The sequence below is a fragment of the Massilia sp. CFBP9012 genome (assembly GCF_034045115.1).
Classification (GTDB): domain Bacteria; phylum Pseudomonadota; class Gammaproteobacteria; order Burkholderiales; family Burkholderiaceae_D; genus Telluria.
On the sequence record NZ_JAXCWM010000010.1, the window covers coordinates 174,859 to 191,460 of the forward strand.

Below are 16,602 nucleotides of genomic sequence, written 5' to 3' on the forward strand. Positions count from 1 at the left end.
TACGAAACAATAGGTCAAACCGGCTGCCAGCGCAAATCCAGCGTCATCGGGAAGCCCGGATTGGGCTCCTCCTTGCGCACCGTGAACGGGCCCGGCGTATGGCCATGCGGCCAGAACCGCGCAACCCGGCGCGCCTCGGCGGCGTTGGCATTGACCGGCGAGCCGGTTTCGTTGCGCCCGCCCGGATGCACCACATGGTAGGTGCAGCCGCCGATCGAGCGGCCATTCCAGGTGTCGACCAGGTCGAAGACGAGCGGGGCCTGCACCTTGATGCTGGGGTGCAGCGCCGACCACGGGCTCCAGGCCCGGAAACGCACGCCGGCCACGTATTGGCCGGGTACGCCGGTCGGCTGCAGGGGCAGCATGCGGCCATTGCAGGCCACCACGTGGCGGCCGTCGGTCAGGCCGGTGACCTTCAGCTGCATGCGCTCGACCGACGAATCGACATAGCGCGCGGTACCGCCGGCCGAGACTTCCTCGCCCAGCACATTCCACGGCTCGATCGCCTGGCGCAACTCCATCTCGACGCCCTCGTAGACGACGCTGCCAAAGCGCGGGAAGCGGAACTCGATGAAGGGATCGAACCAGCGGTCTTCGAAGGCATAGCCGGCCGCGCGCAGGTCGCGCGCGACGTCGCGGATATCCTGGGCGACGAAATGCGGGAGCATCCAGCGGTCGTGCAGCGCGGTGCCCCAGTGCACCAGACGGGCCTGGCAGGGCTCGCGCCAGAAGCGCGCGACCAGGGCCCGCAGCAACAGCATCTGCAGCAGGCTCATGCGTTCGTGCGGCGGCATCTCGAAGGCGCGGAATTCCACCAGTCCCAGGCGGCCGGTGGGGCCGTCGGGCGAATAAAGCTTGTCGATTGAAAATTCGGCGCGGTGCGTATTGCCGGTCAGGTCGACCAGCAGGTTGCGCAGCAGGCGGTCGACCATCCACGGCTTGTCGCCCGGGTGCAGGGTGGGCAGCACCTGGTCCATTTGCTGGAAGGCGATCGCCAGCTCGTACAGATTGTCGTCGCGCGCCTCGTCGACCCGCGGCGCCTGGCTGGTCGGCCCGATGAAGGTGCCCGAGAACAGGTAGGACAGGGCCGGATGCACCTGCCAATAGGTGATCAGGCTCTTGAGCAGGTCGGGCCGGCGCAGCATCGGGCTGTCGTCGACGCTGGCGCCGCCCAGGGTGGCGTGGTTGCCGCCGCCGGTGCCGGTGTGGCGGCCATCGTGCATGAATTTCTCGGTGCCCAGGCGCGTCAGGCGCGCTTCCTGGTACAGGGTCGTCACGTTGTGCACCAGCTCGTTCCAGGTGGCGGCCGGATGGATATTGACTTCGATGACGCCAGGGTCGGGCGTGACGCTGAGCAGCTTGATGCGCGGGTCGCGCGGCGGCGCATAGCCTTCGATCCGCAGCTTCATCTTGAGCCTGGCGGCAGTGGTCTCGACCGCACTGACCAACGCCAGGTAATCCTCGATGCGCTTTTGCGGCGGCATGAACACATACAGGCGTCCGGCGCGCACTTCGACGCACAGCGCGGTGTGGATCACGTCGCGTGCGGCCGGTTCGGCCGGCGCGGCCGGCGCGGCCGGCGCGGCCGGCGCGGCCGGCGTAACCGGCTTGCCGGCCCTGGCGGCCTTGTCCGCCGATTTACCGGCGGCCAGGCCCAGCACCGGGCGCCGGTCCTTCTTCACGGCCGGCAAGGCGGCGCGCGGCGCGAACGGATCGATATCGAACCCGGGATCGCGTTCTTCAGGCAGCACCCACGGCAGCGTGGCCAGCGGCAGGCGCAGGCCGATCGGCGAATCGCCCTCGAGCAGGTACAGGTTTTCGCGCCGCAGCGGCCAGGGCGAGGTGCGCCAGCTGGTGCCGAGCATGACGGCCGGGTCGTATTCCTTCGCCTGCAGCGGCAGCACATAGCCGGCCACCTGGCCCAGGCCGCGCTCGAGCAGGCGCGCCAGCCGGCGCCGTTCCTCCGGCGCCTTGAGGTCGGCTTGCAAGGGATCGAGGTTGCGCGGCAGCGCCTGCTCGCGCTGGGCCTGCAGCAGCACGTCTTCATAGGCCGCGATGGCGCTGCCCGCCGGCAGGCCGAGCGACTTGACCAGCTCGACGATGAAGTGGCCGGCTTCCTCGCTGCCATAGCCATCGTCGATATATTCGTCCGAGAACAGGGACGGATCGAGCCATATCGGCTGGCCGTCGACGCGCCAGAAGATATTCAGGGCCCAGCGCGGCAGCGGCTCGCCCGGATACCATTTGCCCTGGCCATAGTGCAGCATGCCGCCCGGCGCGAAATGGCTTTTCAGCCGGTGCATCAGATTGCCGGCCAGTTCGCGCTTCTTGTCGCCGTGCGCCAGGGTATTCCATTCCGGCCCGTCCATATCGTCGATCGAGACGAAGGTGGGCTCGCCGCCCTGGGTCAGGCGCACGTCCTGGGCCAGCAGATCGGCATCGACCTGCTGGCCGAGACGGTCGATGGCCTGCCAGTCGGTTTCCGTGTACGGCTTGCTTACGCGCGGGTCTTCATGGATGCGGGTGACCGTCATCTCGTGGATGAAGGTGACCTCGGCCTGGTCGCTGAAGCCCGTCACCGGCGCCGCCGACGAGGGTAGCGCGGTGCAGGCCAGTGGGATATGGCCTTCGCCCGCCAGCATGCCCGAGGTCGGGTCGAGTCCGATCCAGCCGGCGCCGGGAATGTACACCTCGGTCCAGGCATGCAGGTCGGTGAAGTCCTCGAGGGGGCCGCTCGGACCGTCGAGTGCTTCCTGGTCGGCGCGCAGCTGGATCAGGTAGCCCGAGACGAAGCGCGCCGCCAGCCCCATTTCGCGCAGGATCTGCACCAGCAGCCAGCCGGTGTCGCGGCACGAGCCGGAACACTTTTCCAGTGTGTCTTCCGGCGTCTGCACGCCAGGCTCCATCCGCAACAGATAGGCGATATCGCGCTGCAGGCGCTGGTTGATCGCCACCAGGAAATCGTTGGTATTCATCGGCTGCGCCAGCAGCTCGCGCCGCGCCGCCTCCACCCAGGCCAGCAGGCGGGGACCGGGCGGCTCGGCCTGGGCATACGCGCTCAGCTCCGTCTTCAGTTGCGCCGGATAGGCGAAGGGGAAATTCTCGGCATAGCTCTCGATGAAGAAATCGAAGGGATTGATGACCGTCATGTCGGCAATCAGGTCGACCGTGAACTCGAGTGTGTCCGTTTTTTCCGGGAACACGAAACGGCCGATGTAATTGCCGTATGGGTCTTGCTGCCAGTTGATGAAATGCTCTTGCGGCAGCACCGACAGCGAATACGACAGGATCGGCGTGCGCGCATGCGGCGCCGGACGCAGGCGCACTTCATGCGGCGAGAGGGCGACTTGCCGGTCATAGCGGTAGCTGGTCTTGTGGTGCAGCGCGATACGGATAGCCATGCGGGAGTGCCTTTATAGGAGAGGTCACGAACGATACCAGCACCGTCGATGCATGCCTGTTTCAACAGTATTTAAGCATGATTCATACCCGCAATATAATGCGCTCGTGCGGCGTCGCCCCAGCTGGCACGTTTCTTGATTGCACTTATGCCACTGGAGGATCCGATGCCGAAATTTTACGATGAAATGTATTCCACTGCGGCAACTGCACGGCCTCACTATGACGCGTTCGCGCGCTGGCTTGCCCTGCAGTCGCCGCAACTGATCGCGCAAAAGCGGGCCGAAGCCGAGCTGACCTTCCAGCGGGTGGGAATCACCTTCGCTGTGTACGGCGACAACGCCGGCAAGGAGAGGTTGATTCCATTCGACATCATTCCGCGCGTGATCAACGCCGCGGAATGGGCCAAGCTGCAGGCCGGCCTGGTGCAGCGGGTGACCGCGCTGAACCGTTTCCTGCATGATGTCTACCACGACCAGGCTATCCTGAAGGCGGGCATCATCCCGCCCGAACAGATCCTGAACAACGCGCAATACCGGCCCGCCATGCAGGGCGTCAGGGTGCCTTCCAATATCTACGCCCATATCGCCGGGGTCGACATCGTGCGCGCGGGCGAGGGCGAGTTCTACGTCCTCGAAGACAATCTGCGGGTGCCTTCCGGCGTGTCCTACATGCTGGAAAACCGCAAGATGATGATGCGGCTGTTTCCCGCGCTGTTCGCGAGCAACCGCGTGGCGCCGGTCGAGCACTATCCCGACCTGCTGCTCGACAACCTGCGCACCGTGGCGCCGCACGGCCTCGACGATCCGACCGTGGTCGTGCTCACGCCGGGCATGCATAACTCGGCCTATTTCGAACACGCCTTCCTGGCCCAGCAGATGGGCGTGGCGCTGGTGCAGGGGCAAGACCTGTACGTCAGCGACGACACCGTCTATATGCGCACCACGCGCGGGCCGAAGCAGGTCGACGTCATCTATCGCCGCATCGACGACGACTACCTCGATCCACGAGCCTTCCGCGCCGAGTCCACCCTGGGCGTGCCGGGCCTGCTCGACGCGGTGCGCGCCGGGCGGGTCGGCCTGGCCAACGCCATCGGCACCGGGGTGGCCGACGACAAGTCGATCTATCCCTATGTGCCGGACATGATCGAATTCTATCTGGGCGAAAAGCCGATCCTGAACAACGTGCCGACCTACCAGTGCAGGAAGAAAGACGATCTCGCGTACACCTTGTCGCGGCTGCCGGAGCTGGTGGTCAAGGAAGTGCACGGCGCGGGCGGCTACGGCATGCTGGTCGGGCCGGCCTCGACCCACGCCGAGATCGAGGCTTTCCGCGAGCGCCTGGTGGCCAACCCGGACGGCTATATCGCCCAGCCCACGCTGGCCTTGTCGGCTTGCCCGACCTATGTCGAATCGGGCATCGCGCCGCGCCACATCGACCTGCGTCCCTTCGTCTTGTCGGGCAAGACCGTCTCGATGGTGCCGGGCGGCCTGACCCGGGTGGCGCTGCAGGAAGGTTCGCTGGTGGTCAATTCGTCGCAGGGCGGCGGCACCAAGGACACCTGGATTTTGGAGAACTAGCATGTTGAGCCGCACCGCAGATCATTTGTTCTGGATGGCCCGCTACACCGAGCGGGCCGAAAACACGGCCCGCATGCTCGATGTCCGGGTCCAGTATTCGCTGATGCCGCAGTCGGCGCAGGCCGAGCAGCAGGGCTGGCGCAGCATGCTGGGCGTGTCCGAGCTGGAGGCGCAGTTCGAGGCCAAGTACCCCGCGCTCACACAGAAGGACGTGATCGACTTCATGGTGCGCGATCCGGACAACCCGTCCTCGATCACCAGCTGCCTGCGCGCATCCCGCGAGAACGCGCGCGCCGTGCGCGGCTCCCTGACCACCGAGGTATGGGAAACCGAAAATACGACCTGGCTGATGCTGCAGCAGCATCTCAATAAGCGCACCTTCGAGCACGATCCCGGCCAGTTCCTGGAGTGGGTCAAGTACCGCTCGCACCTGTCGCGTGGCGTCACGCTGGGCACCATGCTCCAGGACGAGGCGTTCAACTTCATCCGTCTCGGCACCTTCCTGGAACGGGCCGACAACACGGCGCGCATCCTCGACGTCAAGTTCAGGTTCGGGACGCACGATGCGGTCCAGGCCGGGACGCAGGCGGAGTTCTACCAGCTTGCGGCGCTGCTGCGCTCGGTGTCCGCCTTCGAGACCTACCGCAAGGTCTATCGGGACGCCATCACCTCGAAGCGGGTGGCCGAACTATTGATACTGCAAGAGAAGATGCCGCGCTCGCTGGTGGCGTGCATCGCAGCGGTGGTGGCCAACCTGAAGGACGTGCGTAATGCGCAGTCGCACGATACCGAGCGCCTGGCCATGGAACTGTACGCCATGCTGCAGTCGGCCCCGATCGGCGACATCCTCGAAGAAGGCCTGCACGCCTTCCTGACCCGCTTCCTTGCTTCGGTCGACGCATTGGGCAACGGCATCAGCCGCGACTTCCTGATCCCGATCGAGCCGGTCCCTTCCGACGAGGGACAGACCCAGTCCCAGACGCAGACCCTGGGCGGGATGACGCAAACCCAGACCCAGACGGCGTAGGCCGGGTGCACCGACATGGCGCGCGCCGCACCGTTTTGAGGAAAACGGCGGCGCGGGCCTCATGACGGTGCGTCGGCTCAGGCGCCCGGTGTGACAGGCACCGGCGTCGCGGCCGGCTTGACTGGCGCCGTCGCTTGCTTGATCTGGGCGCGCACGACGCGGTGCACGAAGTGCAGTTTTTCCAGTACCGGTGGGCTGAGCGTGAACGGGTAGGAGTCCGGCATCCCGATGCTGCGATTCAGGCTGTTGAGCACGTAGGTCAGCGCGAACCAGTCGCTCAGGGTATCGTCGAACGCGTCGGTCCTGGTCGGCAAGGTGATGCCGTCGAGCGCAGGCTCGTCGGCCTTGCGCGGCTTGAGCTGCAGGCCGCAGGAGTGCGCCGTCTCCAGCGTATCGATCATGTGGAGGTAGTGGGCCCAGGTCTCGGCCCAGTCTTCCCACGGGTGCGAGCTGGCATAGCTGCTCACGAAACGCTCCGCCCAGTCGTCGGCCGGCCCGTTCTCATAGTGGCGCTTCAGGCTCTCGCCGTAATCCTGGCGCTCGTCGCCGAACAGCGCGCGGTACTCGTCGATCCACGGGCTGTTGGCCACCAGGCGGTCGAAATAGTAGTGGCCACTTTCGTGACGAAAATGACCCAGCAGCGTGCGATAGCGCTCGTGCATCTGCTCGCGCGTGCGTTCGCGCTCGGCCGGATCGGCTTCGGCAATGTTCAGGGTGATCACGCCGTCGGCATGGCCGGTCATCACGCACTGGTCCGTCACGCCGTCTTCCAGGAACTGGAATGCAAGGCCGGTCTCCGGCTCGTCTTCCTTCGACGCCGGAGTCAGGTTCAGCGTCGCCAGCGAAAACAGCAGGCGGCGCTTGGCCGCTTCGAGACGCGCCCACAGGATCCGGTTTTTTTCGGAGGTCAGCGCCGGGATGACCACGGTCAGCTGGCAGGAGGTGCACAGATCGTGCGGGTCATCCGCAGGCAGCATCCAGTTGCATACATTGTGCTGAACATAGTTGCTGCATTGTTTATAGACCTTGCCGGCGTCGGTGCGATTCAGGCTGCGCCACAGGCCGTCCTCGGTCTGTTCGAAGCTGTTGACGCTGCGCGTGGCCGGCTGGTAGCCGAGCGTGCTGTCGCAATTGAAGCAGAGGGTGTTTTCAAAAAAAATCTGTTGTGAGCACTTGTCGCAGTGAAAGGTTTTCATGGTAGAAATAAGAGTGGGCTGACGGGCGTATTCGATATTAATAATCTAACAGCAAAATCGATCGCGGCAGGCACGTGTAAGACAACGCCGCATTAAGGTGGAAGGGGATGAGGAAAAGACGCACCTGACGGTGCTGGTAATGAAGGTGGTCGCACTGGATCGCGACCAAGCGCACACGCTATGCTCTGGAAAAATCCAGCCACGTGCTATCTGGCGGTAGCACCGTGGGCCTGCGGTCGCGAAGGATGCTCCTGCCCATAAATGCGTTTCGGGTAGATGACCAATCGCTTCGCCAGGTCGTCCAGTGCTTTGCTGTGGTAGAGGTCCATGCATTTCAAGAAATCGAACCGCACGCCCTTGATTTCCGATTCGACCAGCGGATTGGAATAATCCCGTGCCAGGTAGCTATTCACTAAGGAATTGACCTCATCTGGATTCTGGTCCATATCGAAGTATGTCCAGTCGCGTAAGGCAGCTGATGCTGCTGCCGGCATCCGTAGCCACGCTAGTGTCATTCCGATAGGCTTGGGTCAGACAGGTTGCCAGCACCATGTCCTTGTAATTCTGCGCGTAAGTGCGGGTTACAGCCAGCGGGGAGGTATTGTCGCGAGCACTGATATGGGCTGGCAATGACAATAAAGTGGACACCATCACTGCCAGTCGCAGAGCGGACAACCTCATCGCAAGCTCCAGAAATTTGCGCGATCTGTGCGGTATCGCGCCTCGGGTTTGTTGTCTCCAACGCCGTGCATCATCGCGCGAGAAATTAAGGCCGGCCTTTCGCTAGCACAATAGTCGGGCGGATTTCCACATGACGTGCGAAGACCTGATCGGCATTTGCGATCGGGTTTGCTGCTGCGATGAGCAACGCGGACAAGGGGGCGAGTTGCGGCCGCTGACGCCGCATCCGCGACGCCATCGAGGCCGCGGCTGGTCAGCCTGTCAATCGGCCGCAGATGCAGCGGACGCCGGCCGAATATTCTGATTGGTACGGAACAGATTGTCCGGATCGTAGGTCGCCTTGATCTGCGCCAGGCGAGCATAGTTGGCGCCATAGGCATCGGACGTACGCTCGCCTTCGTCCTGCGGCATGAAGTTGACGTAGACGCCGCCGCTCGCATACGGCGTGGCATCCGCAAAGAAAGCGCGGGCCCAGGCAATGCATCGTTCGTCGTCGGCCGGATCTTCCCAGCGCGTGTGCACGTTCATCACGTACAGCGCATCGCGGTGCGGATAAGCCGTCGCCTGCGGCGGCGGGGCACCGGCCTGGCCGCCCAGCAGGCCAAGGAAGATCTCGCACTGGGCGGTGGGCAGGTTGCCGGCATAGTGCATGACGACGTCGATGGCCCCGTCGCTTAGTTGCGCGAAATTATGCGATTTCCAGTAGTTGCGCGCGCCTGGCGTCAGCATCGGATCGAAGATCTGCTGCCAGGCTGCATAGGGCATGGGACCGACATGCATGCCCAGCGGCTCGCCCAGCCTGGCGATGCGCGCGATGGCGGCGTCCACGGCGTCGCTCGGCGATGGCGAAAAGACCGGCAGCACCAGCACGTCCTGGCCATGCACTTGCGGCGCCAGGAACGGCAGCGGCGGCGCCTTGCGCAGGACGGCCCAGACCGTGAGGTCGGGCGCCATGGTAGCGACGGCATCGCGGTATTGCTGCAACACCGACCGGGCCTGGTCGAACGGGTAGACGATCAGCCCGGCCGTGATCTGCGGGCCCACCGGGTGCAAAGCGAATTCGAAGCGCGTGACCACGCCGAAATTGCCGCCGCCGCCACGGATGGCCCAGAACAGGTCGGGATGCTCGGTCGCGCTCACCTGCAGGCGCCCGGCGTCGGAGGTGACCATCTCGGCCGATAGCAGATTGTCGGCCGCCAGGCCCAGCGTGCGGCTGAGCCAGCCGAAGCCGCCGCCCAGGGTCAGGCCCGCCACGCCGGTGGTGGAATTGATGCCCAGCGGCGTCGCCAGTCCGTAGGCCTGAGCTTCGTGGTCGAAGTCGCGCAGGGTCGCACCGCCTTCCACCCAGGCGCGGCGGCGCTCCGGATCGACTTGCACTGACTTCATGCGCGACAGGTCGATCACCAAGCCGTCATCGCACAGCGCGCTGCCGGCGATATTGTGGCCGCCGCCACGCACGGCCAGCCGCAGCTTGTGGTCGCGCGCGTAGGCCAGCGACGCGCGCACGTCGGCCGTGCCGGCGCAGCGCACGATGATGGCCGGCCGCCGGTCGATCATCGCATTCCAGACGGCACGGGCATCGTCGTAGCCCGCATCGTTGGCCTGGAGGATTTCTCCCCGTATTACACCCCGTAACTCATTGAGCTGCCCATTCGTCAGCGTATTCATGACCCACCTCGCAGATGGTTGGTTCGACGTCTCGCTTCATCATAGGAAGGCAATGTGCGTTGACGCAAGCTCATGAGATGGAAATAGAGCGCAGGAATAGGGACTGGAGAATCGACAACGTCGGGCCACGGTCGAGGCCATTGGTCCAGCACAAACGGCGGCGCAAGTGCGAGCTGCGACATACCGTGCGCATCGGCTGCAACGCATGATTGAGCCCCTTCCCGGCGCCATCCATGGCGACCGGCCCGACGTTCCACTTTTAATGGAGACATGCATGCGTATCGCTCGAAGAAACGATGTGTCGACCGGCAGCCCGATATCGGGGCTGTCCCGCCTGGTCTTGCTAGTGGTCGCGATGTGGACATCCGCAACGGCGCTTGCGCAGCCGGCGTCAGGCGAGGCAGATGGAAAACACGGTGCGCAGCGCACGAGCTACCGCGTGATCAACCTCGGCCCCGGCACGATCGCGACCTACCCCGGCATCAATGCCGCCGGCCAGGTGGCATTCTCGATGGTGAACGGCGGGCGCACGACGGGTTTCTTCTTTGACGGCGCCGCGATAAAAAACATCGGCTCGCTGGGCGGCGGCATCACGTATGCGAACGACCTGAACGAGGGCGGCCAGATCGCGGGCACCTCGATCAACGAACTGGGCATCGAGAACGCCTTCGTGTGGAGCGCGGGTGGCGGCATGCTCGACATCCGCGCCGAACCAGGCCGGGGCCGCTCGTACGGCTGGGCCATCAACAATCGCGGCGTCGTCACCGGCTCGTTCGGTGACTCGGCGCGGCCGTTCCGCTGGAGCCATGCCGGCGGCGTGGAAGACCTGGGCGTCACGCCGGCCTTCCAGCAACCTGCCGGCCGCGTGCTCAACGATGCCGGCCTGATCGCCGGTGTGACTACGATCGACGATGAATTCACGCGCGTGTTTGCCTGGACGCGCGCGAGCGGCCTGGTCGACATCGACACGCTGGGCAGCGTCGAATCGTCGCCGGTGGCCGTCGGCGCCGGGGGCGAGGTAGCGGGCAATCGCCTGGTTTCCTGGGACGATGGCGGCGATCGCCCCTTCCTGTGGACACGCGCCACCGGCATGGTCGACCTCGGGATCGGCCGTGGCACCACGGCCTGGGTCAATGCGATGACGCCGGGCTTGCACATCGCGGGCGGCATCGGCTTTTCCGACGGACGCCAGCGCGCGATGTCGTGGACGCGGAGCGGCGGCATGCGTGAACTCGGCACCCTGGGAGGCAGGACCTCGGTCGCGCGTGGCGTCAATGCAAAGGGGCAGATCGTCGGCTTTGCCGAGGACAAGGCCGGCGCCATGCGCGCCTTCGTCTGGAGCGCAAGCAGCGGCATGCTGGACCTGAACCGGCAACTGCGTCGCGTGCCGCCGACGCTGGTGCTTGAACACGCGATGGCGATCAACGAGCGAGGCGAGATCGTGGCCAGCTCGAATGCCGGACTGGTTTTACTCAGGCCGGATCAGGGACGCAAAACCGGACACACGGTCGGGCCGATCGTCGCAGAACGCACGATCGAGGTCGGTGCGCCGCTGCAGGCGTCGGTGTCCTTCGTGGATGGCGACCAGGTCGGCACGCGCGGCGTGGATTGGTCGTGGGGTGATGGCAGTGGTGGGGCGGCGCGTCGGATCGACGAGCGCGCCGGCGTGGCCAGCGCGCGCGCCAGCCACAGTTTCTCGGCGCCGGGGAACTACACGGTGACGGCCACGGTGGTCGGCCGTGATGGCCGTCGCACCGTGGTCAGCCAGGAGGTGGAGGTGACTGCGCCGTAGGAAGGGATCAGCCCTTCTTCTGGGCCGCGATCCAGCGGTCGGTCGCCGCTTCGAGCACGTCGAGCGGCACCGCGCCGTGCGACAGCACCTCGTTATGGAAGGCGCGCAGGTCGAAGTCCTTGCCCAGGGTCTTCTCGGCGCGCGTACGCAGTTCGCGCAGCTTCAGTTCGCCGATCTTGTAGCTCAGGGCCTGGCCGGGAATTGCGATATAGCGTTCGACTTCCTGCACCGCCGTCACCTCGTTCTGCGGCACGTTGTCCATGAAGTAGGCGATCGCCTGCTCGCGCGTCCAGCCCTTCGAGTGGATGCCGGTATCGACCACCAGTCGCACGCCGCGCCAGATTTCGGCGGTCAGGCGGCCCACCCACTGCCATGGGTCGTTGTACATGCCGATTTCCTGGCCCAGCATTTCGCTGTACAGGCCCCAGCCTTCCGAGAAGGCGGTGCTGCCGCCGAAGCGGCGGAAGGCCGGCAGGCCGGTGGTTTCCTGCGCCAGGCTGCGCTCGAAGTGGTGGCCGGGGATCGCTTCATGCAGGAAGAAGGCGGTGGTCGTGAAGTTGGTGCGGGTCTCCGGCTTGTAGGCGTTGAAGTAGAAGACGCCGGGACGCTTGCCGTCGACCGAGCCGCGCTGGTAAGAGGCCGGGGCCGCGCTCACTTCGCGGAACGCTTCCACCGGACGGATCTCGAACGGCGCCTTGGGCACGCGCGCGAACAGCTGGTCGACCTTGGCCTCGACGCGCGGACGCATCGCCTCGTAGGCCGCCTGGATTTCTTCACGCGACTTGTAGCGCAGCTCGGGCGCGGTGTTGAGGTGATTGAAGAATTCCTTCAGCGTGCCCTGGAAGCCGACTTTGACCTTGGCTTCTTCGAACTGTGCGCGGATGCGCGCGACTTCGCGCAGGCCGATCTCGTGGATTTCTTCCGGCGTCTGGTCGGTCGTGGTGGAACGGCGTGCGAGGAAGGCATACCATTCCTTGCCGCCTGGCAGAGCGCCGATGCCGGCCGTGTCGCGGCCCGCCGGCAGGTAGGTGTCCTTCATGAAGGCCAGCAGCTTGCGGTTGGCCGGCGCCAGCTGTTCGCGCACCATCTTGCCGTAGGCAGCAAGCAGGCGCGCCTTGTCGGCGGCGCTGAAGGACTCCGGGAATTTCTTCGTCGGCCCCATATAGGTGCTGGTCTCGAGATTGTCGCTGCCGACGTTCTCGAGCTGCGGCAGTACGCGCTGGATCAGCGCCTTCGGCATCACGATGCCCTGCTTGATGCCGGTGCGCATATCGGCAATGCTGTTGTCGATGGCCGGCGCATAGCCGGCGGCGCGCTTGAGCCAGTTCTCATAGTCCTGCACGGTCTGGAACGGCTGTGTCGAGGCGCCCGAGCCCAGTTGGGCCATCAGCAGATGCAGGCCCGAGAACTGATCCACCGGCACCAGGTCGGACGGGAAGCGCAGGCCGTCGAGGTCTTGCTGCAGGCGGTAGCGCAGCAGGTCATAGCTGATGCGGTCTTCCGAAGGCAGCGGCGCCGGATCGAACTTGTCGCTGCTGGCGAGGTATTTTTCGGCCAGCGCGCGGGTCTCTTTGCGGCTCTCGGCCGACGAGGTCGGGCCGAAGCGGTCGTTGTAGCGATGGTCGCCATTGAAGGTGGCGGCGATCGGGTTTTCGCGCAGGTAGTCTTCCCAGTAGTCGCTATATAGCTGGTTCATCTTTTCCGGCGTGGCCGGCGTCTTGACTTGGGCGACGGCGGGCAGGGCGGCGAACAGCGCGGTGCACAGCGCTGTGCGAAGGATATTGGGGAGCGAACGGGTCATGTCTTCTCTAGGTGGTCAGGGCAATGTAAGAATAGCATGATGGTCCAGGTGCAATACAAGCAGGAGATCGCTCGCCGCAGAAACCCTTGCAGCCCGATTGTCCAGTGGTAAGCTATTGATGTTGTCATACCAACCCCGAGGGATTCCATGAAACCGCTGTTCTCCTCCGATGACGAAGCGAAGGCCGCGTCGACGCCCCCCGTGACGCCTGCCGCCGGTCTGCCGCCTTTGCTGGATCCGTCCATCACGCCGGACGCGCTGCCGGCACTGCGGCCGGAGGCGAGCACAGCGCCAGTGATCCCGGTCGACCTCACCGGCATCGACGACAAGGCCATCGAGACCCTGGGCAGCGCCGCCGGCCCGGGTGTGGCGAAGGTGTCGGCCAAGCTGCTGGGCACCGTGCGCGCATCGGACGCGGACGTATTCGGCACGCAGCTGAACGAACTGATCGCCACCTCGAAGGGCCTGGACCCGGCCAAGCTCAAGTCGGGTGGCCTGCTGTCGCGGGTGTCGAACATGTTCGGCTCGGTCAAGGAAAAGATGCTGTCGCAATACCAGGTGGTCGAATCGCGCATGGACACCCTGGTGTCCGAGATGACGCGCCACGCCAATGTGCATCGCGCGCGCATCCACGATTTCGACGAGATGTACAAGGGCCTCGAGGTTTACTATCAGGGTCTGGACGCCGACGTGAAGAAGGGCGAGGCCTGGGCCGACCGGCTGCGCCAGGCGGTCGCGCAGCAAACCGCGGCGGCCAATGCCTTCGAGGCGCAGCAGGCGACCGAACTCCGGCGCCGTCTCGAGCGTCTCGAAAAACGCATCGACGACCTGCGCCGCGCGATGCTGATGGCCACGCAGATGGTGCCGCAGATCCGCCTGTCGCAAGACAACGCGCGCGCGCTGACGGACACCTTTACGGACATCGTCAACGTGTCGATCCCGGCCTGGCGCAATGTGTTCTCGCTCTACCTGCTGCAACTGGAAGCCAAGCAGAGCGCGGCGGTTGCCAACGCCGCCTACGACGCCACCGACGCGGCCTTCCGCGCCCAGGCCGATATGCTGCTGGAAAATACCGAGACGGTCGCGCGCGCCAAGCAGCGCTCCATCGTCAGTCTTGAAACCGCGCAGCACGTCCAGACGCAGCTGGTGACCGCGTTCGACAAGCTCGAACAGATCTCGAACGAAGGCCAGCAGCGCCGCCGCGACGAGCTGCCGAAACTGCAGGCGCTGGAGCAGGAGCTGATCACCCGGTTCTCGCCAGGCGCGGCGTAATTTCAACTCACTATACAAGGAGAGCTCATGTCGACGACGCTCCAGACTGGCCACCGCATCAACCTCGAAAAATCCGCACCCGGCTTGAAGCGCGTACGGATCGGCCTCGGATGGAAGGTCAATGCGGCCGAGGGCCATGCCTTCGATCTCGATTCGTCGGTGTTCCTTTGCAAGAAGGACGCGGACGACCATCCGGTCATGATCAGCAACGCCCACTTCGTCTATTACAACCACACGACCTCGCCCGATGGCGCCGTGGTGCACTCGGGCGACAACCGCACCGGCGACAAGGATGGCGACGACGAGGTCATCACCGTTGACCTGGACAAGGTCGATGCGGCGGTGATGGAAATGCCGATCGTGGTCACCATCCACGATGCCGAAGTGCGCAAGCAGAACTTCGGCAGCGTCTCTGGCGCTTATGTGAAGGTGTACAACGCCGATACCGGCGAGACGATCGCGGAATACAACCTGAACGAAGACTACTCGGACAAGACCGCGCTGCAATTCGGTTCCTTGTACCGCAAGGATGGCGAGTGGCGTTTCCAGGCGGTTGGCGCGGGGTTCAAGCTGAACCTGGCGACCTTCATTCGCAAGCTGGGCGGCACCGTCTGAGCAGCGTTACGCGTTCTTTTTCGAAGCGCTGATGGCGTGCGCCGGCAGGTAGATCGATGACAGACCAGAAGCCCAAGGCATTCGACTTCGGCGACGCGCCGGAGCCGCCTTCCGATCCGGTCGACCGTCCGGCCGGGCCGCGGGCATTCGATTTTGGCGACGAGCGCGATGACCCTGCGGCACCCGATCGCAATAGTCCGCCCAGGGCGCTGTCCTTCGACGATGTTCCTGCGGTTTCGGCTGCGTCTGCCGTGACCAGGAAAACCGTGGCCCGCCCGCTGTTCGACAGCGAAGACCATCCGGCGGTGCGCGATGCGCTTGCCACCGTCCACGCCGAGTATCCGAACGTGTTCGCGCATTCGGAGCAGCGCCTGGCCATCCTGTTTCGCCGCATCCTGCCAGTGAGGCTGGTGCTGGTAACCGAGTGGGCGGAGGCACCGCTGATGGAACAGGCGGCGCTGCTCCAGCCCATCACCGAACTCGTATTGAAATTCACGCAGATGGGCGTGCCGGCGCTGCTGGAAGCGGCGCTCGAGACCACCAAGGGGGCGCCGAGCATGTTCGGCCGGCTGTTCCGCCGACCGACAACGCCTGCCGAGTACCGGCCGGTGCTGACGTCGTCCCGCACGCAGCTCATGCAGCTGATGACCGACAGCGAAGTCGCCATGCGTAATCTGGAAGAGTCAGCAAAGGGGCTGGGCTTGCACCTGCTCGTGCTGGCCGTCGTGTCGACACTCGTCGAGGATGCACCGGATGCAGCCTTGCGCGATGCGCTCGTGCAGCGGCGCACCTTGCTCCAGCAGGCGTTGCGCCAGGCCGAGTTGTCCGTATTGCAGATGAAGCAGGTGCGGCAGCAGGCGGCGGATTTGATCGGGCAGGTGTCGTCGTTTTTGACTGTCACCTTGCCGGCGGTGGAAATGGCGCAGGCGCAGGGCGGGGCGCGATAGGCTTCGGGCGCACCTGAAACAGGTGCGGCTGTTAGAATTTGCCATAGCCTCACTGCCCATTTTCAGGAGTACAGACATCCTACGTTTTCTCATCACTGCGGCAATCGGCAGGCCAAGGTTGACGGCCGCCGTTGCAATATTCATGTTGGCAGCCTTGGCCGGTACGATGACCTATACGGGTTATCTCATCATCGGGGTGGTTGCCGATTATCTTGGCACGGGCCGGTTCGCGGCAGGACTGCTGCTCGGCATTCTTTTCGCGAGATTTCCCTGGATAAAAGAGGGCAGGCTGCGCATTGTCGGCCTCTTGCCCAAGCCTGTCCGTCGACCGCTCATCGTGAGCCTGCTTGCACTGGGCCTGTTCACCTTCGTGGCGCGAGGCGACTACGTGCCTGCACTGTTTACCGGTGTCGCAACGGCGTTTGTTCTCGCTTACCCATGGCTGCGGCGAGCGATTGTCGATCGCATGTCTTCGTCTGTGTTCACATTCGCTGGTCGAAACCGCCCCGAGCGCACCGACGACACGGTCATCGAAGGTGAGTTCAGGGAACGAAAAGAATGAGCTCGATTGCTGCCGACCAGATGCGGAAAACCGCGTCGTAAGTACTCTCCTTGCGCGCAACG

The 16,602-nt window shown here is 64.6% G+C and carries 13 protein-coding genes; 7 read left to right on the forward strand and 6 right to left on the reverse strand.

What is annotated here, in order from left to right; genetic code table 11:
- Positions 1-14 precede the first annotated feature (14 nt).
- Positions 15-3,401, reverse strand: coding sequence for a transglutaminase family protein (locus SOM61_RS17890; RefSeq protein ID WP_320475337.1), 3,387 nt, complete (start codon positions 3,399-3,401; stop codon positions 15-17).
- Between the two features lie 165 nt (positions 3,402-3,566).
- Between SOM61_RS17890 and SOM61_RS17895 the strand changes: the two genes are divergently transcribed.
- Together SOM61_RS17895 and SOM61_RS17900 are read left to right on the forward strand one after the other, a co-directional pair.
- Entirely contained in the window at positions 3,567-4,979 is a 1,413-nt protein-coding gene (locus SOM61_RS17895; protein WP_320475338.1) for a circularly permuted type 2 ATP-grasp protein, read from the forward strand.
- Between the two features lies 1 nt (position 4,980).
- Positions 4,981-6,006 carry an alpha-E domain-containing protein gene (locus SOM61_RS17900; protein WP_320475339.1) on the forward strand — a complete coding sequence of 342 codons (1,026 nt, stop codon included), beginning with the start codon at positions 4,981-4,983 and terminating at the stop codon, positions 6,004-6,006.
- Between the two features lie 77 nt (positions 6,007-6,083).
- On the opposite strand, the gene SOM61_RS17905 is transcribed toward SOM61_RS17900, so the two are convergent.
- The 4 genes from SOM61_RS17905 to SOM61_RS17915 form a co-directional block, all read right to left on the reverse strand.
- Positions 6,084-7,202, reverse strand: a complete 1,119-nt coding sequence (locus tag SOM61_RS17905) for a zinc-binding metallopeptidase family protein (protein ID WP_320475340.1) — start codon at positions 7,200-7,202, stop codon at positions 6,084-6,086.
- A 206-nt stretch (positions 7,203-7,408) separates the two neighbouring features.
- Entirely contained in the window at positions 7,409-7,648 is a 240-nt protein-coding gene (locus SOM61_RS17910; RefSeq protein WP_320475341.1) for a T6SS amidase immunity protein Tai4 family protein, read from the reverse strand.
- The gene (locus SOM61_RS26440) at positions 7,629-7,883 is read right to left on the reverse strand and encodes a T6SS amidase immunity protein Tai4 family protein (RefSeq protein WP_349254701.1); all 255 of its coding nucleotides are present in this window, start codon (positions 7,881-7,883) and stop codon (positions 7,629-7,631) included. Before SOM61_RS26440 ends, SOM61_RS17910 begins: the two co-directional genes overlap by 20 nt.
- Before the next feature lie 261 nt (positions 7,884-8,144).
- Entirely contained in the window at positions 8,145-9,551 is a 1,407-nt protein-coding gene (locus tag SOM61_RS17915; RefSeq protein WP_320475342.1) for an FAD-binding oxidoreductase, read from the reverse strand.
- A gap of 439 nt (positions 9,552-9,990) precedes the next feature.
- Between SOM61_RS17915 and SOM61_RS17920 the strand changes: the two genes are divergently transcribed.
- Entirely contained in the window at positions 9,991-11,343 is a 1,353-nt protein-coding gene (locus SOM61_RS17920; RefSeq protein ID WP_320475343.1) for a PKD domain-containing protein, read from the forward strand.
- Positions 11,344-11,350: 7 nt separating this feature from the next.
- On the opposite strand, the gene SOM61_RS17925 is transcribed toward SOM61_RS17920, so the two are convergent.
- Positions 11,351-13,144, reverse strand: coding sequence for a DUF885 domain-containing protein (locus SOM61_RS17925; protein WP_320475344.1), 1,794 nt, complete (start codon positions 13,142-13,144; stop codon positions 11,351-11,353).
- A gap of 147 nt (positions 13,145-13,291) precedes the next feature.
- On the opposite strand from SOM61_RS17925, the gene SOM61_RS17930 reads away from it, so the two are divergent.
- The 4 genes from SOM61_RS17930 to SOM61_RS17945 all read left to right on the forward strand — a co-directional run bounded on the left by SOM61_RS17930 (position 13,292) and on the right by SOM61_RS17945 (position 16,540).
- Positions 13,292-14,416, forward strand: a complete 1,125-nt coding sequence (locus SOM61_RS17930) for a toxic anion resistance protein (RefSeq protein WP_320475345.1) — start codon at positions 13,292-13,294, stop codon at positions 14,414-14,416.
- A gap of 27 nt (positions 14,417-14,443) precedes the next feature.
- A complete protein-coding gene (locus SOM61_RS17935) occupies positions 14,444-15,031 on the forward strand; it encodes a TerD family protein (protein WP_123070470.1) in 588 nt (195 codons plus the stop codon).
- A 56-nt stretch (positions 15,032-15,087) separates the two neighbouring features.
- Positions 15,088-15,978: a hypothetical protein gene (locus tag SOM61_RS17940; RefSeq protein ID WP_320475346.1), complete on the forward strand. Its 891-nt coding sequence runs from the start codon at positions 15,088-15,090 to the stop codon at positions 15,976-15,978.
- A 142-nt stretch (positions 15,979-16,120) separates the two neighbouring features.
- Positions 16,121-16,540, forward strand: a complete 420-nt coding sequence (locus tag SOM61_RS17945; protein ID WP_320475347.1) for an FxsA family protein — start codon at positions 16,121-16,123, stop codon at positions 16,538-16,540.
- Positions 16,541-16,602 lie beyond the last annotated feature (62 nt).